This is a genomic window from Novosphingobium sp. (assembly GCF_039595395.1).
Lineage (GTDB): Bacteria > Pseudomonadota > Alphaproteobacteria > Sphingomonadales > Sphingomonadaceae > Novosphingobium.
Window position 1 is genome coordinate 1,288,107 of sequence record NZ_JBCNLP010000006.1, and the last position, 22,400, is coordinate 1,310,506.

Sequence of the window (22,400 nt, forward strand, 5' to 3'; positions counted from 1 at the left end):
GATTTTGTTTACCATAATTGGAAGATGTAAACATGTGATTCTTCGTAATTAAAATTTTATAGTATTGATATGGGGCGCCCGTCTTTAAGCAGGCCACGCCCCGCGTTCCGATGAAAGCTCCGCGGCCGTCGTGCCGATCAGCTCACGCAGCCAGCGATGTGCGGGCTGGTCCTGAAACCGGCTCTGCCACACCATGGTGGCCACCAGCGGCTGAGGCTGGACCGGCAGTTCGAACAGTTGCACCGGATAGGCACGCTGGAACTCCTCGCCGATATGGCGCGCCACCACCGCGACCATGTCCGATTGGGTCAGCACCGCGCCCGCCGAGAGATAGGGCGCCTCCGCCGCGATCTGCCGCGACAAGCCCCTTTCGGCCAGCAAGGCGTCCAGCCGGGTCAGATCATCGCCGCTCGATGAAATGGCCAGATGCGCCATGGCCGCGAAACGCGTCACATCGGGCGAGCCTTCCAGCACGGGATGGCCCCGGCGCGCCACCCCGACGAAATCCTCCTCGATCAATTGCCGCGACTGGAAGCGCTGCAGCAGCGGCGCATGGGCCACCAGCGCCAGATCAAGCTCCCCCCGGTCCAGCAGATCGGGCACATCGAGCGTACCGCTGGGGCGAAAGCTGAAGCGCACCTGCGGCGCCAGCGCCCGCGCGCGCTGCAGGATCGGCCCGACAAAGGCGATGGCCGCATAATTGCTGACCGCGATCACGAAACGCTGCCGCGCGGTTTCGGGCAGGAACTCTTCGCCATGCAGCACGCTGCGCAACTCCGTCAGCGCATGGCGCACCGGATCGGCCAGCCGCTCGCCCAGCGGCGTGGGCACCATGCCCTGAGGCGAGCGGACAAAGAGCTGATCCTTCATCCGATGCCTCAGCCGGTTCAGCGCATGGCTCATCGCGGGCTGGCTCAGCCCGAGGCGCTGCCCGGCGCGCGTGATGCTGCGCTCACGCAGGATCGCTTCGAAAACGACCAGCAGATTGAGGTCCATGCGATCCATGGCCAAACCCTTCATCATTCATCTGATGCATGTATGAATTCACACTATGCGTTGGAGAAATAGAAGGCGCAAGAGCAATGGAGGGGCATGACGCAAAGCCCCCTTCCCACCTTCACCTGGCATGAGCTTGGCAAGCGCCACACCCAGCCAGAGGCGCTCGTGCTGCATCTTTGCACGGCGGGAGAGCTGCCCATGGCGCGACGCCGGGCTCTGGCATGGCAAGCCATCGTGCCGCGCTGCGCCTTTGCGGCGCTGAATGTGGCAGGTGGCGCGACACCGGCGAGCAATTCCGCGCTTCATGCCCTCATCCGGCGCCATATGGTGCATCTGGGCCTGCATGACGGCCAGCTCGTGATGATCGCGGAAGGGCGCGCTGCCCTGTGGACGCTGGGTCTGGTGGCCCGCTCGTCAGCGCTGTGCCCTCATGCCGTTCTGGCGGATCTGCCCTGTATGGAAGCGCCCCTGCTGCCCGGCAGACAGAACGCGACCTGCTCGCTGCGCTTCGTGCAACACCGCTTATCCGAAGATCCGGACAACCGGCAGTTCCACGAGACCATCCGCACCCTGCGCCGCGCAGGGTTCGACATCCGCACCCTCCTTCTGCCTGATGGCGCCGGACCGCACGCCCGCGCCATCGCCGCCTTTCTGGTCGAGCTGGTCGCCATCGCCTGCCGCTCGGCTGCCACCCCCGATCCGGAGCAGAGCGCATGAACCGCATTGTCCGCATCGCACTCGATCGCCCCTATACGGTGATCGTGATGTCGATCCTTATCCTGATCGCCGGAATCATGGCGATCCTGACATCACCGGTCGATATCTTTCCACCGGTCAAGGTGCCGGTGGTCAGCGCCGTTTTCAGCTACAACGGCCTGTCGCCCGATGAAATGTCGGGCCGCATCGTCACCTATTACGAGCGAGCCCTGACCACCAGCGTCAGCAATGTGGAGCATATCGAATCCCAGTCGATCCCCGGATACGGCGTGGTGAAGATCTATTTCCAGCCTTCGGTGGACATCAACGCCGCGCTGGCGGAAGTGGCCGCCACATCGCAGACGGTGCTCAAACAGATGCCGCCGGGCATCACCCCGCCCACCATTCTCAGCTTCGATGCATCGAGCGTACCGGTGCTGCAGCTCGCGCTGTCCAGCAAGACGCTGCCCGATACGGCGCTCAACGATCAGGCCTCCAGCTTTATCCGGCCCCAGCTGGCCTCGGTGGCGGGGGCATCGATCCCGCTGCCCTATGGCGGCAAGGTGCGCCAGATCCAGGCTGACCTCAATCCGCAGGCGCTCCAGCAATATGGGCTGTCGGCCAATGATGTCTCCGCCGCGCTCGCCGCGCAGAACCTGATCACCCCGGTGGGCACGCAGAAGATCGGCAAGCTGGAATATACGCTGAAACTCAATGACTCCCCCGATGTGATCGCCGCCTTCAACGATCTGCCGATCCGCACGGTGAAGGGCGCGGTGATCTATATGCGCGACGTGGCCTTCGTGCATGACGGCAACCCGCCCCAGACCAATGTCGTTCATGTCGACGGCGGCAATGCGGTGCTGCTCAGCGTGGTGAAATCGGGCGCCAATTCGACCTTGGCGGTGATTTCGGGCGTCAAGAACCTGCTGCCCCAGATCCGCAGCACCTTGCCCGACGGCATCAAGCTGCTTGCCACGGGTGACCAGTCGGTCTTCGTCACCGATGCGGTCTCCAGCGTGGTGCGCGAGGGCGTGATCGCGGCGGGGCTGACCGGCGTGATGATCCTGCTGTTTCTGGGCAGTTGGCGCTCGACGCTGATCATCACCGTCTCGATCCCGCTCTCCATTCTGGCGGCGCTGGGCTGCCTTGCGGCCTTCGGCCAGACGATCAATGTGATGACTCTGGGCGGTCTGGCACTGGCGGTCGGTATCCTTGTCGACGATGCCACCGTCACCATCGAGAACATCAACGCCTACCTGGAACGCGGCGAAAAGGTGCGTGACGCGGTGATCCGCGGCACCGAGGAAGTGACCCAACCCGCTTTCGTCTCGCTGCTGTGCATCTGCATCGCCTTTGCGCCCATGCTTCTGCTCAAAGGCGTGCCGGGCAATCTGTTCCTGCCGCTGGCCGAGGCGGTGGTCTTCTCGCTAATCGCCTCCTTCATCCTGTCGCGCACGCTGGTGCCAGCCATGGCCGACTGGCTGATCCATGAACCCAGCCATGACGCCGCCCCCACCAACATCTTCACCCGCTTCCAGCGCGGTTTCGAGGCGCGCTTCCAGACCATCCATGCCTATTATCTGGGCCTGCTCGATCTGGCCCTGGCCAACCGGCGCAAGGTGGTGGGCGGTTTTCTGGGCTTCTCGCTGCTTTCCCTGCTGCTGGTGACGCAATTGGGGCAGGATTTCTTCCCGCCGCTCGATGGCGGGCAGATCCGCCTGCACATGCGCGCCCAGACCGGCACAAGGATCGAGGAAACCACCCGCACCGCCGACCGCGTGAGCGATGCCATCCATCAACTGCTGCCGGGACAGGTCGCGGGTGTGGTCAGCAACATGGGGCTGAGCATCAGCGGCATCAACATGGCCTATGACAATGCCGGCACCATCGGCAATGAGGATGCCACGCTGCAGATCACCCTTTCGGCCAACCATGCCCCCACCGCCGAAGATGTGAAGCTGCTGCGCGAGGAACTGCCCCGCCGCTTCCCCGGCGTGGAGTTCGATTTCCTGCCCGCAGACATGGTCAGCCAGATTTTGAACTTCGGCACGCCCGCCCCCATCGATCTGCAGATCGTGGGCAGCGACACCGCCGCCAACCGCGCCTATGCCGACAGGATACTGGCCCGTATCCGCCAGATTCCCGGCATTGCCGACGCGCATATCCAGCAGGCTTTCCAGCAGCCGCAGTTGAACATCGATGTCGACCGGTCCTTTGCCGGCATGGTCGGGCTGAGCGAAAAGGATACCGCCGATGCGCTGCTGACCAATTACGCGGGCAGCACGCAGGTCGCCCCCACCTTCTGGCTCAACCCCAAGACCGGCGTGTCCTACCCGGTCTCGATCCAGACGCCCCAGCGCGCGGTCTCCTCGCTCGATGCGCTGCAAAACACCGCCATCTCGCCGGCGGGTGCCGATGGGCGCGCGCCGCAATTGCTGCGCAACATGGCGCAGATCCACCGCACCCGCAGCAATGCCGTCACCTCGCATTACAATGTGCGCCCGGTGATCGACATCTATGCCTCGCCGCAGGGGCGCGATCTGGGGGCGGTCGCCGCCGATGTGCAGAAGGTCGTCAAGGACACCGCCGCCCAACTGCCCAAGGGTGCCACCATTGCCCTGCGCGGTCAGGTCGCCACGATGAACAGCGCCTATAGCCAGCTCTATCTCGGCCTGGCCGCCGCCATCGTGCTGATCTTCCTGCTGATCGTGGTGAACTTCCAGAGCTGGCTCGACCCGCTGGTGATCGTGCTGGGCCTGCCCACCGCGCTGGCCGGCATGGTGTGGATGCTGTTCGCTTGCGGAACGCCGCTCTCGGTGCCCGCACTCACGGGGGCCATCATGTGCATGGGCGTGGCCACGGCCAATTCCATTCTGGTGATCGCCTTCGCCCGCGAGCACATGGCCACCGGAGAGGACGCCCTCACCTCCGCACGGGAGGCCGGCATCGCCCGCTTCCGCCCGGTGCTGATGACCGCCACCGCGATGATCCTGGGCATGATCCCCATGGCCATCGAGCCGGGCCAGAACATGCCCCTGGGCCGCGCTGTGATCGGCGGACTGCTGTTTGCCACCTGCGCCACGCTGATCCTGGTGCCCACGTTGTTCAGCATGGTCCACCGCAAGCCTTCACCCGAACCCACCCCCACACCAGCAACAGACGCCGGCTCCCCCCAGCCCGCGCAACACTGAGGTGCTGTCATGACCAACACCCTTCAAGCCAGAATGCCCAGCCATCGCGTTCTTCTTGTCACCGGACTCGGCGGCGCCGGGCTGGCCATCGCCCTGGCCATCAGCGGTCTGGCCAGCCGCGCGCATGAGGCTCATGCCAATGCGCAATGGTCGCAGGTCCAGTCGGTGCCCTCGGTTTCGCTGGCGAAAGTGGAGAACGGACAGGCCAGCCGGATCGACCTGCCCGGCACGGTACAGCCCTTCCAGAAAGCGCAGATCTATGCGCGGGTCAGCGGCTATCTGCGGTCATGGCAGGCTGACATCGGCACACCGGTGCGCGCCGGGCAGACGCTGGCCGTGGTCGACACGCCCGATCTCGACCAGCAACTGGCGCAGGCGCGCGGCGACCTGAACGTGGCGCGCGCCAATGCGAAACTGGCCGCGCTGACCGCCCAGCGCTGGAAGGCCTTGCAGACCAGCGGCGCCGTCTCGCAGCAGGTGATCGACGAAAAGGCCGGAGACAGCGACGCCAAGAGCGCCGCCGTCGCCGCCGCGCTGGGCCGCTTGCGCAGCATCGAGGCGCTGGCCGCCTACAAGCGCATAGCCAGCCCTTTCACCGGCATCGTCACCGCGCGCAAGACCGACATTGGCGCGCTGATCAACGCGGGTGCCAGCGGGCAGGAGCTGTTCGAGGTGGCCGATCTCAGCCGTTTGCGCATCTATGTGCAGGTGCCCCAGACCCTCGCCTCGAAGCTGAAGGTGGGCGAGCAGGTCGATTTCACCCTGCCCGAAAGTCCGGGCCAGACCGGCCACGCCACCATCGCCGCCATATCCCATGCGCTTGATCCCTCCACACGCACCATGCTGGTGCAGTTGCAGGCCCCCAACCCCGCGGGAGCCATCGACGCCGGGGCCTATTGCACGCTGATCTTCAAGGAGGCAGGCGCCGCCAATGCTCTGCGCATCCCCGCCACGGCGCTGATCGCCCATGACAGCGGATCGCAGCAGGTGGCGGTGCTGACGCCCGGCAACATCGCGCGGCTGAAAACCGTCACGCTGGGCCGCGATCATGGTAATGCCGTGGATGTGGTCGCCGGTCTGGCACCGGGCGACCGCGTGATCGACAGCCCGCCCGAAACGCTGCGCGACGGCGACCATGTGCGTCTGGGCGCGGGAGCAGGCGCATGAAACGCCTGCGCCATAGACACGGCCTCATGCTGACCATGGGCGCCTCGCTGATGCTGGCCGGGTGCAATCTCGCGCCCGCCTATCACCCGCCCGTCACGCCGGTTCCCGCCAGCTACAAGCCGATCCCCGGTTGGCAGGAGGCCGCGCCGGCCGACATGACCGCGCGGGGACCATGGTGGAGCCTGTTCAACGACCCCGTTCTGGCCGGGCTGGAACAAAGGCTGGATGGCGCCAACCCCGATCTGGCCGCCGCCGTGGCCCGCCATGACGCGGCGCTGGCCTATGCCGGGCAGGCGCGCGCCGCGCTGCTGCCCTCGGCAGACCTTCAGGGCTCTGCGTCGCAGAACCGGCAATCGCAGCAGCGCCCGCTGCGCGGAACGGACCAGCCCGACACCTATGGCGCCGATCAGATCAACGGCGTGATCGGCTATGAAGTGGACCTCTGGGGCCGGTTGCACAACCAGTTGCGCAGCCGTCAGGCCATGGCGCAGGCCAGCGATGCCGACCGCGCGGCAATGCAGCTCAGCCTGGAGGCGCAGCTCGCCACCGATTACGTGACCCTGCGGGGGCTCGACGACCGGATTCACCTGCTCGACCTGACCGTCGCCTCCTATGACCGCAGCCATGCGCTGACCCAGACGCTGTTCAACGGCAAGATCGCGGCGCAGATGGATGTGTCGCGCGCGCAGGTGCAGCTCGACAACGCCCGTATCGCCGCGGCTCAGGCCCGCGCCGACCGGGCGGTGATGGAGGATGCCGTGGCTGTGCTGGTGGGCGAGACACCCTCCACCTTCCACCTGGCCCCCGCCGCCGCGCCGCCGCTGCCCGATGTGCCCGTCGGCCTCCCCGCGACGCTGCTGGAGCGCCGCCCCGATGTCGCATCGGCGGAGCGTGCCGTCGCCTCGGCCAATCTGGGCATCGGTATCGCCCGCGCCGCCTTCTATCCCAGCCTGACCCTGGGCGCGCTGGGCGGCGTGCAGAGTCAGGGCGAAAACCCCTTCAAGGTCGGCGACCTGTTCTGGGCTCTGGGCCCGCAAGTGACCTTGCCGATCTTTCAGGGCGGCAAGCTGAAGGCGCAGCTCGCGCAGGCACAGGCCAATCTGCGGGAAGCCTCCGCCCATTATCGCGCCACCGTCCTCACCGCGTTCCAGCAGGTGGAAGACAATCGCGCGCAATTGGCCCGACTGGCGCAGGAGGCCGGTTCCTCGCAAGAGGCCGTCACCGCCGCGCAGCAGACCAGCGATGCCGCCTTGAGCCTTTACACCAATGGCGCCACCAGCTTCCTGGATGTGGTGACCGCCCAGACCGCCCTGCTTCAGGCGCAACAGGCAGCGCTCGACATCAGAACGCGCCGCCTTGCCGCGTCGGTGGCGCTGGTGCGCGCGCTGGGTGGCGGCTGGCATGATCCCTTTCCCGCTCAGGGCAACCGACCCGCGTCCATAAAGGGCAAATCATGACATCGCTCGGGCAGCGCGATCACCCGCCCGCGCTGCACGCTTCATCGCGCAAGAAGTCCTTCCAGCGATTGCCGCGCTGTTCCTGGATTTGCCCATTCTGGCGCCGGTAGAGGCGGCTCTTGAACAGGGCGAAGCTCACCTTGCAGCGCCCCTTCATGGCCTGAGAAAGGCAGGCATCGCGCGGCAACTGGCCAACATCATGCCACTGCCCGTCATAGGCGCGGCAGAGATCCGCATGGCGGTTCGGGTCCTGCATATCCTGTATGCGTGCCAGTTCGCGGCGGTTCAGCTCGGCCGTTTCGAGCACGGATTGCGCGCGGCTGATCTCATGCTGCGGGACGGCTTCAGCCAACGGACGCCGCCCGGAAACCGTTGGCGATGCAGCCATTGGCGTCGGGGGCGCCATGGATGGTTTTGCGCGATCGCCTTCCGGTGCCCGCTCGATCCTCGCCCATTGCGCAAAGACGCGAATGCCCTGATCTCGGCCCTGATCGGCCAGACGCTGCGCGAAATCCGCGCCCGGCAACGAGGCGCGGCCGGTCCGCAGGCCAAGATCGGCAGGATGCTTCGTTTCGAGAAGGAAAATCGCCGAAGAACCGGGCAGCGCATGGCACAGCGCAACATGGTAGAGCTGGTCGGCCCCGATGCTGAAGCCTTCGCTGTGCGCTCGGGCGAGCCGGGCGAACTCCGCCCTGGACCCGGCGATCTGCAGCAGGCGCCCATCCGGCTCAAGCCCGATCAGCGCCCATTCCCTGTCGGGATCGCGGTTGGCAGCCGTCACTTCAGCAACGCCTCCTCCGGGACAGGCCGGCCCCGGATGGTCGAGAAGAATCCGCGAGGTCGAAAGCGCAAGCACGCCCGCCCCCTGCTCGCCCGGTTTGGCCCGATAGGGTCGCAGCGCATCGATCACCCCGCATTGGGTCACATTCAGCGGCTCGACCGCCTTCGCATCGACGCTGCCCCAGTTGCGCGGCTTGCCCGCAAGCCGCGCGGGTAAACCCGGAAGATCGCCCGAACCGCCAGAAAGCTCGGTGGGGCCATCCTCGGTGGTGGCCCGCGCGGTGATCCACGCACAGGGCAGATCACGCACCGCCAAATTCCACTGGGCCACGCGGTCAGACGCCAGCATCGGTGCTTGCGCCGCAAGGGGGACTGGAGCGGCGCTCTGTTGAACAGCCTGAGCCCCCGGCGCATGCCGGTACAGCAGCACACCAGAGAACAGGATGGCGAGGCCGGCCATGATCGCGAGGATCAGGCGTCGCCCATGCCCGACCTTTCCGCGTCCGACGGAGGGGGCCTTGCTCGGCAAGGGCTTGGGGTCCGATGGCGTTTCGACCTGCCCGGCAGGCTGGGCCTCTGGCGCGAGAGCGGGCGCGTAGGTGGTCTCGGCGGGCTCGGGCGGCTTTACACGGGGCGCATGAACCTCTTTGAGCGATCCTGAACGCGGCTCTGCCTTGCCACGCGCCAGCGGCTGGTCGGCGGCGATGCGAATGCCATCGAGCGCGACCAGAACCTCGCGCATCGAGCGGATCCGGCCCGTGGGCTCGGGCACCAGCATCCGCTCGATCAGGGGCGCGATCGGCACCGGCAGGTCGGACAGGTCGACCGGAACGCGGCGCCTCTCGACCGCATCCGACAGGGTCGTCCCCATCGCCGGAGCCTTGCCTCGCGCAAAGGCCAACAGCACCAGAGCGGTGGAATAGACGTCGGTCCAAGGGCCGATCTGGCGCCCGAAATCGCCGAACTGTTCCGGCGCAACATAGCCCAGCTTGCCCGCGAACCCCTCCCCCACCACGGTTTCAGCACTGAGGTCGAGGCTTTTGGCGATGCCGAAATCGATGATCTTCGCGCGATCGATCCTGCCATCGGGCAACAAGATGTTGTCGGGCGACATATCGCGATGGATCGCGCCATGGTCATGCGCCGCCTCCAGACCGGAGGCGAGCCGCCGGGCCAGCACCACCACTTCGCTCAAACTCGGGCGCTCCCGGTCGAGATAGCGCGTGATCGGCTCCCCATTGATGAAATCGGTGACGATGTAATGCAGATCGAGCTGCGGATCGCGGGCAAAGACCCGATACTGCACGATGGCCGGATGCGCGATATGCGTCAGCACCCGCGCCTCCTTGCGGAACAGCGCCACGATCCTGGGATCGCTCGCCAGATGGCTGCGGATGGCCTTGATCGCCACCCGCTCATCGGTTTCGACGTTGACGCCTTCGAAAACCTCTCCCATCCCGCCACGGGCGATGAAGCGCTCGACCTTGTAGATGCCGTTCAGCATGTCGCCCGCGGCCAGCGCGGCATCGCGCGGGCGCCGCCCCATCGCAGGCTCGTCACCGGCCAGTGTCGTTTGCTCGACCGATCTATCCATCGATGGTTCTCACGCTTCATCCTGCTGAATCAAAAGGGTGCCCAGCCCACGGGCATGGGCGCCAAGGCGGGCATCGGACCGGACACTGCCGACCGGGGCGGCAGCACTCCAGCTCGACCAGCCAAGCTGCGCGGAGGCGCCCAGCCGCGAGGGGCGGATGGCCTCGCCCGCGGTTGCCAGTTCGATCTCCCAGTCGAGGTGAGGCGGGGCGAAACTGTCGATCGCCTCGACTAGGATGCGGTAACGGCTTCCTCCGGGCAGCAGATCGCGCAAGTCCCGCGCGGTGGCCACCTGCACCACAACCTTGAAGGCATCCTCCACGGTGCAGATGCGGCACCCGGCCACCGCATCGCCCCCGAGCCGGGAGAAGCCGCCGCCCAGAACCGTCCTTTCGGCAGGATCGATGTCGCGCCAGCGCTCGACATGCTCGACGATGCTGACGGGCAGCCGGATCACGCCGCTCAGCGCATCGGCAAGACCGCTCGGGCTGCGCGGCGAGGCGAAAAACCCCGCATGGCGCAAGCGCGCCTCCACGGGAAAGGCCATGTGGTTAGCCGCGCCATCCTGCGCCCCGGTCAAAGCGGCAATCCTGGTGGCAAAATGATCGCTCCCGCGCCGATCGATGCTCGCGGCCGGGACGGCAGACGCCCATGCCCGGTAGAAAAGCTGGAGCATCCGCCCCGCCAGCACATCGAGAAAGCGCCCATAAGGCCTGTGCGCGCTGCCACGCCCTTCGCTGGCGGCATAATCGGTGAGATGCAGCGGAAGCGGCCCCATCGCTCCGGTCAGCCCCAGCCAATGGCCCTCGACCACCGCCCGGTCGCCCTCCACGCTGATGGCCGCCAGCGTCGCGGCCGGAAAGGCGAGCGAGGGACTGTGAACCAGCGTCACCACATCATCGGCAGGCAGCTTCGCGGTGCCGATCGGCGGCGCCTGACGCGCACGCGCCTCCACGCCGCGCAGCAAAGCGAGGGGCGCGATGCTGCCGATCCGGGCCGCCGCCCGGCGCAGATAGCTCAAATGGTCGGGCGCTGGCCCAGGCGCGGTGGCCATCGGACGATCGATCCCTGCTGGAGATTGTCGAAACTGACCTCGACGAAGCTGTTGATGGCCGCGAACTCGGCCAGAAAGCGTTCGAGCACCGCGCCGAACAGCACGCTGCGCCCGGTCTCGTAATTGCCTTCATCCAGCACGATCCGCAGATGCTGGCCGCGCACAAAGGATGGCCGTCCGCGATCCGGCAGGCGGCGCGAGACCGGCGAAGCATGGATCTCGCGAACCCCATCGACCTCGCGCTGCAGGGTCGGGTCCTCGACCCTGCCATAGAGCGAAAGATGGGCGCGCAGAACATCCGGGCTGCCCGCAGGGTCGCGGGCGAAACCGGTGTAATTGGGCGTCAGATGGCCGATCACCCGCCAGGCCGCATCGCCCAGCCCCAGCGGCGAGCGGGGCGGCGTGGGCGCGCGCAGCAAGGATATGCTGCGCGCCGCAATCCCCTCGGCTGCCAGAGGCGTACCGGTCATGCGGATCCTGCCTGCCAGCTCGCGGTTGGTGACCAGCGCGCGAAGCGACAGTTCGCTGATATCATCCAGCCGGTCTGGCCGCCCCGGCGCCGTGAGGCTGATCCATGTTTCGCTGCCGGTGTAATCGCTGCGGCGGCGCATCCGCTGCTCACGTGTCGAGAGGCGGCGGTGGCGCAGGCGGGTCACATAGAAGAGCGCCTCGTTCCAGTCATAGAGCTGGCCGGAATAGTCGTAGATCGGGGCCACCTCGCGCGGCTCGCTGCCCTGCCGGCCATGGGCGTGGACATCGAGGAGGCGGTAGATCTCGAAATCGAGCGGACGCGCGCGATCGGCCACGACCAGCCGTTCATGGTCAAAGGCCGTGATCTGCACGCGATCGAGCTGCTTCTCGTAAAGGTTGATCGCGGGCGTGGCGAAAGCGCGCAGATTGACCGCTGAAACCGCGCCTTCCAGTGTCTCCGCCTTGCGCCGGAACAGGATCACGATGTCGCAGGCCTCCGCCTCGGCCAGCGCCTTGCAGGCTTTGTCGAGCCCCTCCAGCCGGACGAACTGGAAGCGCTGGGGGCAGGCAAAATATTCGCTGAGGATGCGATAGCCACGGTTCGAGCGCCGCTCGGCGGGCAGCAGCGCGCAATCTTCGCTGAAGCCATGCGGCACCGGCAGGGGCAGAGGCAGAGGCAGAGGCATGCTGCCGGTGCCCGATGCGTCTGTGGCCACAACCGCCACCGCATCGGCAACAAGCTGGCGATAGAGTTCTCCAGCCACTGCCCCCTCGCCATCGAGATAGAGCGGCAAGGCAGTGAACGAGAGCGCGCCCAATCTGGCGCCCCCGGTGGTGCGCAGGCGAATGCGCAGGCCCGCCTCGACAGCGGCGTCGGGCTGCAGTGATGCCAGATAAGGCGCCACCGCGCTGCGCGAGGGAAGATACTCCACCGCCTCGACCCGCAAGGGCCAGAGTGTTACCGCATGGCCGGTCTGGAAGGTGACCGGCGTGGCATCACGATCGGCGGCGACGGCCTGCAGTCGCGTGCCGCGTTCGATCTCGATGCCTTGGGTAAGCGCGGCGTCGCCCTCATGGGGCTCGAAACCGACGATGCAGATCGAGGGCGTCGGCGCCAGATAATGCGGCTGAATGGCACTGAGCAGATGCTGGGTGAATTCCGGAAACTGGTCCTGCAGCTTGAGCTGAACCCGCGCACCCAGAAAGGCCACGCCCTCCAGCAGCCGCTCGACATGCGGATCGACCTGCGCCGCCGCGCCCAGCCCCAGCCGCCCGGCGACCGAGGGATAATCCTCGCCGAAACGCTTTGCCGTCTCGCGCAGATGCACGAGTTCGTCGTTATACGCCTGGAGAAGTCGCGGATCCATCAATGCTCCCGAAAGCTTGCGGTGCCGGTATCGACCTCGACATCGGTGCGGATCTCGACCGGCATGGCCTGCACCGCCGCCGTCACATCGCCGCGAATGACAAAGCTGACGCTGTTGGGCCGCGCATCCTCAAGCGAAGGGTCCACATCGAGACTGCCCCGCTCCACGCGCGGCTCGAAGCGAAGGATGGCCTCGCGGATATCGCGGGCGCGGGCCTGAACGCCCCTGCCGGTGAGCAAGGTGCCGCTCAGATCGCCAAGGCCGTAATTGAGCGTCGAACCGCGCACCTCGGGGAACGAGGACAGATCCTGCACCGCGTCCAGATTGACCGTGTTGAGCAGCCAGTCCAGCTCGCGCAGCAGCGTGCTGCGCAGCGCGGCCTCATTGAAGCGCTCGATCCGTGCCGCTGTATGAGGGAGGCGTCCGGCGGCATGCTCGCAGGCGCCATCATCGCCGGTATCGGCAATCAGCTTGTCGAACAGGGTCGGGTTGATGCGCGGGGTCACGGCAAGGATCATCGGCCGCGAAAATAGGTCCAGATCCAGCCCATTTCCTCTTTCAGATCCTGGTTGGATTCATTGCCTGCCATCAAGGCATGGAAATGATGGGGATAAAGCGAGACATCAGCGGCCATGAAAGCCTGATTGGCCTCATTGAACGGGACATTCGCCTGCACAAAATCCATGCCTCCCACGCGGATCAGGCTACGCCCGCCGCCACCTTGATGCTGCTGGCCATCGCTCCAGGCGAGCATCTTGACCGCGCCGCGGATATCGCCCGGCAGTTGCTGGTCTGCCACGCCATCCCGCACGGTACCGCGCGCCTCGATCTTCATATGAAGATGAGGGTGGGCGGTGCCGCCCCTCCCGTCGAAATAGTAATCGCTTTGCCGCACCACCCAGCGCCGCGCTTCGAAGCTTTGCCGCACAGCCGTCGGCATCTTGTATGGCATCGTCATTCTCCACTGGATCGATGCTGATGGCAGAGCCGCCGATCAGGCCGACTGGTTCTTGCGGATATCCCAGTTGAAGGGAACGTTGCCGGCTGCCGAGCCGCTGGCACTCTGCGGCGTATAGACCACCTTCATTTTCGCGAAGTTGAAGGTGACATTCTCCACCGTCAGCTCGTCGCCCGGACTGCCGCCGTGCTGCACGCCGCTGACGAAGACCTGATCCATCTCGATCTTGAGATATTCGAGCGGGCTGTCACCACCCACCTTGCGACAGACCAAAACCCCCGTGGCGAAGTGATTGCCTTTGGCGCAATTGCCCAGAATGGTGGCGGTGGCCTTGTCGACATATTTGGTGATGCTCAGATCGTGGAACGAGGCCTTGCCGGTGCCCGAGCCACCGCCCATGCTGGAGCTGCCCTGATTGGTCACGCCCCAGTTCCAGCCGAGCAGCTCGATCTCATTCTCATGGCCCGAGGCGATCGACTCGCCATCGCAGCCGGCGAGCTTCAGGAACATTTCAACGGCCATGCCGCACTCCTTTATCGAATAAGGTCAGAAAGATGGGGGATCAGTCAGCGGTCTTGGGCAGGCGCGAGACCATGCTCAGCGACACATCCATGCCTTCGAGCTGATAATGCGGCACCATGCGGAACAGGCCGCGATAATAGCCGGGGTTCTCCGGGTCGGGGATGACCTCGACCGAAGCCTGTTTCAGCGGCTTGCGGGCCTTGGTCGTTTCGTCGGAATGTTCGGGCTGAAGATCGACATATTGCATGATCCAGCTCTGCAGATCGCGACCCAGTTGCGGCGCCTCACGCGATCCGCCGATCCAGTCACGGACCATGCATTTGAGGTAATGCGCGAAACGGCAGCTCGCGAAGATATAGGGCAGGCGTGCCGACAGATTGGCACTGGCTGTCGCGTCCGGATCGTCATAGGCCCTGGGCGCATGCAGCGTCTGCGCGCCGATGAAGGTGGCATGGTCGGTGTTCTTGCGATGCACCAGCGCCATCAGCCCCGCGCGCGACAGTTCGGCCTCGCGCCGGTCGGAAATCGCGATTTCGGTGGGGCATTTGGCGTCGATGCCACCCTCGTCGGTCGGGAAGAGCGCGACCGGCAGATCCTCCACCGTGCCGCCCGATTCAACGCCCCGAATACGCGTGCACCAGCCATAGGTCTTGAACGCCTCGGTGATCCGCACGCCCAGCGCATAAGAGGCATTGAGCCACAGATAGTTGTCGTGATTCCCCTCGACCTCTTCCTCGAAGGCGAAATCCTCGACCGGATCAGTCTCCGGACCATAGAGCGGCCGCCCCAGAAAACGCGGCAGGGTCAGCGCCATATAGCGGCTGTCGTTGGAGGCGCGGAACGAGCGCCAGGCCAGATAATCGGTGGCCTCGAACTGCTTGGCCAGATCGCGCGGATTGGCGAGTTCACGCCAGCTGTCCATGCCGATCAGGCCGGGGCCAGCCGCCGCGATGAAAGGCGCATGGGCCGCCGCGCCGATCTTCGACAAGCCCTTCATCACCTCCAGATCGGGGCCGCTGTGATCGAAGGTGAAATCGCAGATCATCGCGCCATAAGGCTGGCCGCCAAGCTGCCCGAACTCTGCCTCATAGACCTTCTTGAACAGCGGGCTCTGATCCCAGGCCGCATCGCGATACTGGCGGAACTGGCGCCGCGTTTCCTCCTTGGAGATGTTCAGCACGCGGATCTTGAGATCCTTGCCGGTCGAGGTGTTGCCGACCAGATACCAGAGCCCGCGCCATGCCGATTCCAGCGCCTGAAATTCGGCATGGTGGATGATCGCGTTGATCTGCTCCGACAGCTTGCGGTCGATCGCGGCCTTGAGACTATCGACGGTCATATAGACATCGTCGCCGACCACCGCGGCATCTTCCAGCGCCTGCTGCGCCAGGGTCTTGACCGCCCGCTCGATGCGCTGCTGCCGCGCCTCATTGGCGGGCTTGAATTCCTTGTGAAGCAGCATCGCGAAATCGTCCGCGAAGGTGACCTCGCTCGCCTCGGCGCTCGCGATGGGCTGCAGCATGTGATCTGCCATATCCATAACTCCTGGAACGGTTGGGCTTGGGTTCAATCCTCGGCGTGGCCGGGGGCGGCATCGTCATGGCCGATCAGGCCGGGTGCCGGTTCGGCAGCAAGCGAGGCCAGCAGGGCGGGATCGCGCAAAATCCGGTCGAGCAGCGCCTGAGCCCCGGCCTTACCGTCCATATACAGCATCAGATCATTGAGCTGCTCGCGCGCCTCCAGCAGTTTGGCCAGCGCCGGTACGTTGCGCGCGATCCGGCCGGGATTGAAATCCTCAAGCGTCGTGAAGGTCAGATCGATGGCCAATTGGCCCTCGCCGGTCAGCGTGTTCCCGACCGTGAAGGCGGCGCGGGGCGCGATGCGCTCCATCCGCTCATCGAAATTGTCCATGTCGAACTCGAGAAAATCGCGCTCCGCATGGGGTTTCTTCTCGACATGGGATTTGCCCGAAAGATCGGACATCACCCCCATCACGAAGGGCAGTTCGATCTTCTGCCGCGCGCCATAGCTCTCGACCTCATATTCGATGTGGACGCGCGGCGCCCGGTTTTCCTTGATAAAACGCTGGCCGCCCTTCGCCGAAACCATGGTCACCTCGTCTGACTGCTGTCACGTTCCGGCACATCCCTTGACGGGCCGGGTGATGCATCAAATGCACAGCGGCGACCTTCTCCTTGATTACAGTGCGAGCGGATTGTGTTGCGGCTGTCACAAACGACGAAATCGCTATCAGGCAGTGACGGATATCTCGCGAAACTGCCCCGATATTACATCTGAAACCCGATGATCATCGAAACGAAGCCGGGATCGGCTCAGTCATCTTTTCGTGTTTCACAGTTTTATCCGGCCAGATGATTTTCAGACGATGCGCAACTCCACGCCAATCCGGACCATGACGGCGGCGGGCTCTCGCTCAGCCCCCGCCGCGAAAATGCAGAAGCTGGCGGGCATCGCCAACCGCATTGGGCGCGATATCCTCGAGCACCTCGAGAAAGTCGCGCTGAACCCATTCACGCGCCCGCCCCAGCAGCAGCGGCACCGGGCTATGAGGCTCGGTCCGGCGGTAATAATCCACCGCGAGATCGATCACACGCACCACATCCTCGCGCGAACGCACTGCGGCGGGGATGCCCTGCGCCGCGGACGGCACGCCTTCCGTTCCCACTTCCTCGATGATCGGCTCATCGATCGCGGCAACCGGCAGAAAAGCACGCGCCGCCGCCGCGATCTCGGACAGGACCTCATAGATCGGGCCGAAACTCGCCCCGAGACCGCCACCCGCCCGCTCGCCGAGCGCCAGATCGACATCGTGAAACAGCCTGTCGATCGCCTCGATCCGCGACAGAGTTTCGCCAAGACGGCCAAGGCTGGCCGGTTCCTCAAGCGTGGCGCGGAAGCTGCCATAGCCAACTTCCGTTTCGCCGCCGCGCTGGAAACGCTGAAGATCCTGACCGCTGAAGGCCCCATGGCGCGGGTGGTCGAGCAGGATCATGGTCCGCAGCGGTCCGGTGAAAGCGCTGAAACTGGTCAGCGTATCGCATGCGCCGATCCGTCCCTCGGGCCCGTAATCCGGAAGCTGCGGGTGGCAATCCTCCCAATAATGCTCAATCAGTCCGGCAAGATAGCGCAAGCCTGCCTCGACAATGTCGAGCCGCCCCCAACGCGCACCGGCGCGGCACAGATAGACCGCGAGCCAAACGTCCTTCGTCTGCGCGCTCTGTTCGATGATCAGCGTGACGATGCGGCGCCAGTCGATATCGCTCTCGATCGTGCCGATGCCATTCGTGTCGATCGAGACCGAGGCCGCGAAGGCCTGCTCGATCTCATGTCGCCTTGGGTCATAGGCAAGGTCGGGTCCGACGCGGTCGCTGTCCGAGATCGGCACCAGAAGACGTTCGGGATCGGGATTCATCATATCCTCGCAAATGTTCGAGCCCGTATTCAGACGCGAATACGGGCCAAGCCCGTAAATCTTCGCGGAAACAGCGGCAATCTCATGATTGATGACATCTGTAATACGCGCCGAAGGATCGGATCATGAAGAGACAAGCCGAAATCACCATCGATGTCGGCTGCGAGATCAAGCTCGTGAGCTTCGAAAGCCACGAAACGATCGGCAGGCTTTTCGAGATCGACGCCAACGTGATCGCCGCAGCGAAAGTGGATTTTCTGCCCAGCCTCGGCAAGCCGGTGCTGATCGAGCTGTTCGAGCTGGGCCAACGGGTGCGGGTGTTCCACGCGCTGCTCAGCGAAGCGCATTTCCTCGATGAGGCCAACCAAGGCTATCACTATGCGCTGAAGCTGCGCCCCTGGCTACACCTGCTAGCCCACAACAGAACCAACCGCATCTTCGAGGACATGACCGGCCTCGACATCATCAAACAGGTCCTCGCGCCGCAAAGCCGGCATGTCGATTACAGCCTGATCACCGGCACCTATCTGCCGCGCCCCTACACCACCCAATATCGCGAGAGCGACCATGCCTTCCTCGCGCGGATCATGGAGCGCGAAGGCATCTATTACTACTTCGACCATCGCGACAACGATCACGTGATGATGCTGTGCGATGCCCCCGCCGCGCATCACCCGGCGCCCGGCTTCGAAACCGTCCTGCTACGCCCCGATCATGTGGGCCGCAACGGCGGGCTCACGCAGGCCATCTGGCGCTGGCATGAGCATGTGCGCAGTGATGGCAAGCGCAAGGTCTCGCTGCAAAGCTTCGACTATCAGACCACCAGCATCAAGCATGGCCAGGCCGATGGCGGCACCCGCAACCCTGCCGACACGCAGGAGATACAGGACTTCACCGGCGATTTCGTGGAAGAGGCCCTCGCCGCCCATTGGGCACGGGTCGAAGTCGAGGCGATCCATGCCCGCCAGCGCCTCTACACCGGCGAGGGCGACACGATCGCCCTGTTCTGCGGCTGCCGCTTCAACCTCGATTCCAGCGATGCCTTCGATCGCGGGCGCAGTTTCCTCGTCACCGCGCTCCATATGAAGGTCGATGCCGAACCCTTCCGCACCGGGCATGAGGCCGCAGCCCGCCATGTCCGGCTGGAGGCCGCGCTGGCCGATCAGCCCTGGCGCTCGGCGCCGGAGACACCGGCCCCGCGCGCCGGTCCCGAAACCGCCATGGTGGTGATGGGCGGCGCCGATGACACGCATGTCGATCCGCTCGGCCGCGTGCGGGTGCGTTTTCCATGGGGCACGCCGGGCAACGCGACCGAACTGGCTCGCTCATGCTGGTTGCGGATATCCGAGTCCTCGGCGGGTGCGGGCTTCGGCCATGTCGCCCTGCCGCGCCTCAACGAGGAGGTCATCGTCACCTTTCTCGACGGCAATCCCGATCGACCGCTCATCACCGGGCGGGTCTACAATTCGCGCCACACCCATCCCTATGCCCTGCCCGAGCATCGCACCCGCTCGCTCTATCGCTCGCGCAGCATCGGCCCATCAGGGGATTATGGCGGGGCCGAACAACCCCCTCCGGCAGGGCCCGGCTACAATGAGCTGTGCTTTGAGGACAAGGGCGGCGCCGAGCAGGTCTATCTGCGCGCCCAGCGTAACCGCCTCGCCGAGATCATGCTGGACGACGAGGCCCGCATCCGCCGCGACCGCAAGACGCGGATCGGCCGCGACCGGCTGACCCAGATCCATCGCAATGAGACGGTCGAAGTGGAAACCGGCGATTATACGCTCAGCATCGCTCAAGGATCGGCCAGCATCGCCGCCATGGACCGCATCACCCTTGCGGTCGGCGCCAACAGCCTGACCATCGACCAAACCGGGATCAGGCTTCAGGTCGGCCTCAACACCATCGCGCTGAGCGAAATCGGTATCACGCTCGACGGGCTGAGCGTGACGAGTACCGCCACCACCACCCAGACGATCACCGGCGCGCTCACCACCATCACCGCCGAGGGCCTGCTGAGCCTGATCGGCAAGCCGCCACTGATCGCATGACCACCGACACCGCCACACACTGGCCCCGCACGATCTGGAGCGAAGCAGGCCAGATCAACCGGCTGAACGGGCGCCGCCAGCTCGGCGACGAAAGCGTATCACCCACCGCCTATTTCCAATGGCTGCTCGCGGAAGAGCATGATCGCGAGGCCGCCCTGTTCCTTGCTCAGGCCCTGACACGCTATGAGGCGGTCGCATGGGCCGCGCAGATGATCGCTCTGACCCCGTCGCCCACACCCGCCGCCCGCTCCGCCTTCGAGACGGCTCAAGCCTGGCTCGCCGACCCGAGCGAGCCCCGGCGGCGCGCGGCAGGCGAACAGGCCATCGCCATCATCCCGCCCGAGGCCGAGTCGCTTTGCGCGCTGGCCGCATTCCACACCGGCGGATCGATCGCCCCGCCCGAACAGCCGCCCATGCCTCCGTCACGCGGCGCGGCGGGGCGGTTCGCCGGGGCGGCGGTGATCGCCGCCGCAGCCCGCGCCCACCACCCCGCCGATCTGCTCCGTCAGGCCCTCGATGAAGGCGCCCGGCTCGCCTCCCGAATGGAGATTGCACCATGACCATCATCCTTGTGCTCGAAAAACCAGACACGCTCGACAACGGCCAGCCCGACCGGATCACGCTGGACCGCCACGGGGCGATGATTGGGCGCTCCCCCCATGCCGACTGGAGCCTGCCCGATCCGCGCAATCTGGTCTCGGCCCGCCATTGCGACATCAGCTATCGCGATGGCGCTTATGTGCTGACCGATCACAGCACGAATGGCACCTATCTCAACGGCGACCAGCAGCGGCTGGAGCAACCGCACCGCCTTGCCGATGGCGATCGCATCACCATCGGACATTACGCCATCCTCGTCAGTGCCGAGCCGGTTGTGGCAATGGCCCCATCACCGCAGGCCCATCCGGAACGCTGGGACAGCTTTGGCCTCGACCAGCACCCGGATGAAACACCACTGGATGACGAAGGCTGGGCCGAGCCGTTGGAGGCTGGCTTCGATCAACCAACACCCTGGCGCGCGCCCACCGCATCTCCCGCCCCTTTGCCGGGCGCATGGGATCTGCCCGCTCCTGTCGCCAGACCGTCGGCCTGGTCCAGCGAACCACCGCGCGCCGCGCCGCCCACCGCGCAGGATGTATGGGGCCGCTTGTCCGAGGAGAGCGACATCGACTGGTCGCGGGGCAATTTCGCGGAGATCGGCGGCCCTGATGATGATTGGTCGAACCACCAGCCGGTCGTGCCCTCAATCGAGGAAGCCAGCCAGCCAGCCCCCGAAATCGAGGGTGTGATGGATGCGCCAATGCCCCCCGCAGAGGGCTGGGACGCATTCCTTGCCGCAAGCCATCTGCCCGCCGAGCGTCTCAGGCGCTCCCCCGCAGCGACCCTCGCCGCCGCCGGGGGCGTGCTGCGTCAGTTGGTGGGCGGGCTTGTGCTGATGATCGAGGCCCGCGCCCGCGCCAAGGCCCAGCTTGGCGTTCAGGCCACCGGGCTGGAGCTTGACGGCAACAATCCCCTCAAATTCATCCGCTCACCGCAGCGCGCGCTGCTGCATCTGCTCGATACGCCCGAGGCCGGCTTCATGACCGCCGAACGCGCCATCGAGGACACGTTTCAGGACCTGCAGGCCCATCAGATGGCGACCCTGAGCGCGATGCGCGCCGCGCTGGAAGGGACGCTGGCGCGTTTCTCTCCGGCAGCGATCCGCGACAGGCCGGGCGCGCCGCGCGGCATGGCCCGCTGGTTCGGGACGATCCGGCGCGCGCAGCACTGGGACGCCTTCGAACGCGACTTCGAGGGCGTCGTGCGTGGCGCGGACGATGCCTTTATGGATCTGTTCGCCAAGGAATTTCGCCAGCATTACGACCGCCATATGGCCGATATGAAGGCGAAGCGCGGCACCGGCGGCTGAAGGTCAAGGCTCCACGACATGGGTGGTCTCGTCGCAACCGACGACGACCACCGTGACATTGTCCGAAGCCCCCCGCTCCAGCGCGAGCTCGACCAGAACCTGAGCGCTGCGGCGGGGCGTGTCGCGCATCAGCACCTGAGCGATCTCGCCCTCCCGCATCATGCGCGTCAGCCCATCGGAGCACAGCAGGAACATGTCGCCGGGCAGCACATCGCCCATCCGCAGATCAAGCTCCGCCTCCTCGCGCACGCCGATGGCGCGCGAGAGCATATGCGCCATCGGATGCCCCTCGGCCTCATCGCGGCTGATAAGGCCGGAGGCGACCATCTGCTCGACCTGCGAATGGTCGGTGGTCAGCGCCGCCAGCACCCCCTCGCGCAGACGATAGACCCGGCTGTCCCCACACCACAGCACGGCAAAGCGCCGCGCGCGCAGCACAAGCATGGCGGCGGTCGAGCCGATCACCCGCCTTTGCGCAAGGGACATGCGATGGATCGCCGTATTGGCCCGCGCCAGAGCGGATCGTGCCGCTGTCACAGCGCCCGCGATATCTTCGGGACAGCGTTCCGCCGCCAGCGCCGCGACGATCTGCGCCGATGCCCAGCCGCCATTGGCATGCCCGCCCATGCCATCCGCCACAGCCCAGAGGGCATCCTCGGACCGGGTGAGGCAGGCGTCCTCATTGACGGTTCTCACGCAGCCCGCATGCGTCCGGCTGCCGTCTTCAAAACGCAGTGACATGGCCCCCA

General features: G+C 65.5%; 18 protein-coding genes. 7 read left to right on the forward strand and 11 right to left on the reverse strand.

The window, feature by feature from the left end:
• Positions 1-84 precede the first annotated feature (84 nt).
• Positions 85-1,005, reverse strand: a complete 921-nt coding sequence (locus ABDW49_RS25400) for a LysR family transcriptional regulator (protein WP_343616361.1) — start codon at positions 1,003-1,005, stop codon at positions 85-87.
• Positions 1,006-1,092: 87 nt separating this feature from the next.
• On the opposite strand from ABDW49_RS25400, the gene ABDW49_RS25405 reads away from it, so the two are divergent.
• From ABDW49_RS25405 to ABDW49_RS25420, 4 genes are read left to right on the forward strand one after another with little or no spacing between them, the layout of a single operon-like run.
• Entirely contained in the window at positions 1,093-1,716 is a 624-nt protein-coding gene (locus ABDW49_RS25405; RefSeq protein ID WP_343616363.1) for a hypothetical protein, read from the forward strand.
• Entirely contained in the window at positions 1,713-4,889 is a 3,177-nt protein-coding gene (locus tag ABDW49_RS25410; RefSeq protein ID WP_343616364.1) for an efflux RND transporter permease subunit, read from the forward strand. The genes ABDW49_RS25405 and ABDW49_RS25410 overlap by 4 nt, the downstream gene beginning before the upstream one ends.
• A gap of 9 nt (positions 4,890-4,898) precedes the next feature.
• Entirely contained in the window at positions 4,899-6,056 is a 1,158-nt protein-coding gene (locus ABDW49_RS25415) for an efflux RND transporter periplasmic adaptor subunit (RefSeq protein WP_343616366.1), read from the forward strand.
• A 26-nt stretch (positions 6,057-6,082) separates the two neighbouring features.
• Positions 6,083-7,513 (forward strand): efflux transporter outer membrane subunit, encoded by a 1,431-nt coding sequence (locus ABDW49_RS25420; protein ID WP_343616368.1) that lies wholly within the window; start codon positions 6,083-6,085, stop codon positions 7,511-7,513.
• 19 nt (positions 7,514-7,532) lie between these two features.
• Here the strand turns inward: ABDW49_RS25420 and ABDW49_RS25425 are convergent, their stop codons facing one another.
• The 9 genes from ABDW49_RS25425 to ABDW49_RS25465 form a co-directional block, all read right to left on the reverse strand.
• Entirely contained in the window at positions 7,533-9,887 is a 2,355-nt protein-coding gene (locus tag ABDW49_RS25425) for a protein kinase (protein ID WP_343616370.1), read from the reverse strand.
• 9 nt (positions 9,888-9,896) lie between these two features.
• Positions 9,897-10,940, reverse strand: a complete 1,044-nt coding sequence (tssG, locus tag ABDW49_RS25430; RefSeq protein WP_343616371.1) for a type VI secretion system baseplate subunit TssG — start codon at positions 10,938-10,940, stop codon at positions 9,897-9,899.
• Positions 10,904-12,778 (reverse strand): type VI secretion system baseplate subunit TssF, encoded by a 1,875-nt coding sequence (tssF, locus tag ABDW49_RS25435; RefSeq protein ID WP_343616372.1) that lies wholly within the window; start codon positions 12,776-12,778, stop codon positions 10,904-10,906. The genes tssG and tssF overlap by 37 nt, the downstream gene beginning before the upstream one ends.
• Positions 12,778-13,284, reverse strand: coding sequence for a type VI secretion system baseplate subunit TssE (gene tssE / locus ABDW49_RS25440; RefSeq protein ID WP_343616374.1), 507 nt, complete (start codon positions 13,282-13,284; stop codon positions 12,778-12,780). The genes tssF and tssE overlap by 1 nt, the downstream gene beginning before the upstream one ends.
• 8 nt (positions 13,285-13,292) lie before the next feature.
• Positions 13,293-13,613: a hypothetical protein gene (locus ABDW49_RS25445; RefSeq protein ID WP_343616375.1), complete on the reverse strand. Its 321-nt coding sequence runs from the start codon at positions 13,611-13,613 to the stop codon at positions 13,293-13,295.
• 159 nt (positions 13,614-13,772) lie between these two features.
• Positions 13,773-14,258: a type VI secretion system tube protein Hcp gene (locus ABDW49_RS25450; RefSeq protein WP_343616377.1), complete on the reverse strand. Its 486-nt coding sequence runs from the start codon at positions 14,256-14,258 to the stop codon at positions 13,773-13,775.
• A gap of 40 nt (positions 14,259-14,298) precedes the next feature.
• Positions 14,299-15,780, reverse strand: a complete 1,482-nt coding sequence (gene tssC, locus ABDW49_RS25455; RefSeq protein ID WP_343616379.1) for a type VI secretion system contractile sheath large subunit — start codon at positions 15,778-15,780, stop codon at positions 14,299-14,301.
• Between the two features lie 44 nt (positions 15,781-15,824).
• Positions 15,825-16,367, reverse strand: a complete 543-nt coding sequence (gene tssB / locus ABDW49_RS25460; RefSeq protein ID WP_343617398.1) for a type VI secretion system contractile sheath small subunit — start codon at positions 16,365-16,367, stop codon at positions 15,825-15,827.
• Between the two features lie 325 nt (positions 16,368-16,692).
• Positions 16,693-17,694: a type VI secretion system ImpA family N-terminal domain-containing protein gene (locus ABDW49_RS25465; protein WP_343616380.1), complete on the reverse strand. Its 1,002-nt coding sequence runs from the start codon at positions 17,692-17,694 to the stop codon at positions 16,693-16,695.
• Between the two features lie 122 nt (positions 17,695-17,816).
• On the opposite strand from ABDW49_RS25465, the gene tssI reads away from it, so the two are divergent.
• From tssI to tagH, 3 genes are read left to right on the forward strand one after another with little or no spacing between them, the layout of a single operon-like run.
• Positions 17,817-19,742, forward strand: a complete 1,926-nt coding sequence (tssI, locus tag ABDW49_RS25470; RefSeq protein ID WP_343616382.1) for a type VI secretion system tip protein TssI/VgrG — start codon at positions 17,817-17,819, stop codon at positions 19,740-19,742.
• Positions 19,739-20,302 (forward strand): hypothetical protein, encoded by a 564-nt coding sequence (locus ABDW49_RS25475; RefSeq protein WP_343616383.1) that lies wholly within the window; start codon positions 19,739-19,741, stop codon positions 20,300-20,302. Before tssI ends, ABDW49_RS25475 begins: the two co-directional genes overlap by 4 nt.
• Complete coding sequence (gene tagH / locus ABDW49_RS25480; protein ID WP_343616385.1) at positions 20,299-21,651, forward strand: type VI secretion system-associated FHA domain protein TagH; 1,353 nt, start codon at positions 20,299-20,301, stop codon at positions 21,649-21,651. Before ABDW49_RS25475 ends, tagH begins: the two co-directional genes overlap by 4 nt.
• A 3-nt stretch (positions 21,652-21,654) precedes the next feature.
• On the opposite strand, the gene ABDW49_RS25485 is transcribed toward tagH, so the two are convergent.
• Entirely contained in the window at positions 21,655-22,392 is a 738-nt protein-coding gene (locus tag ABDW49_RS25485) for a PP2C family serine/threonine-protein phosphatase (protein ID WP_343616387.1), read from the reverse strand.
• Positions 22,393-22,400: the final 8 nt, after the last annotated feature.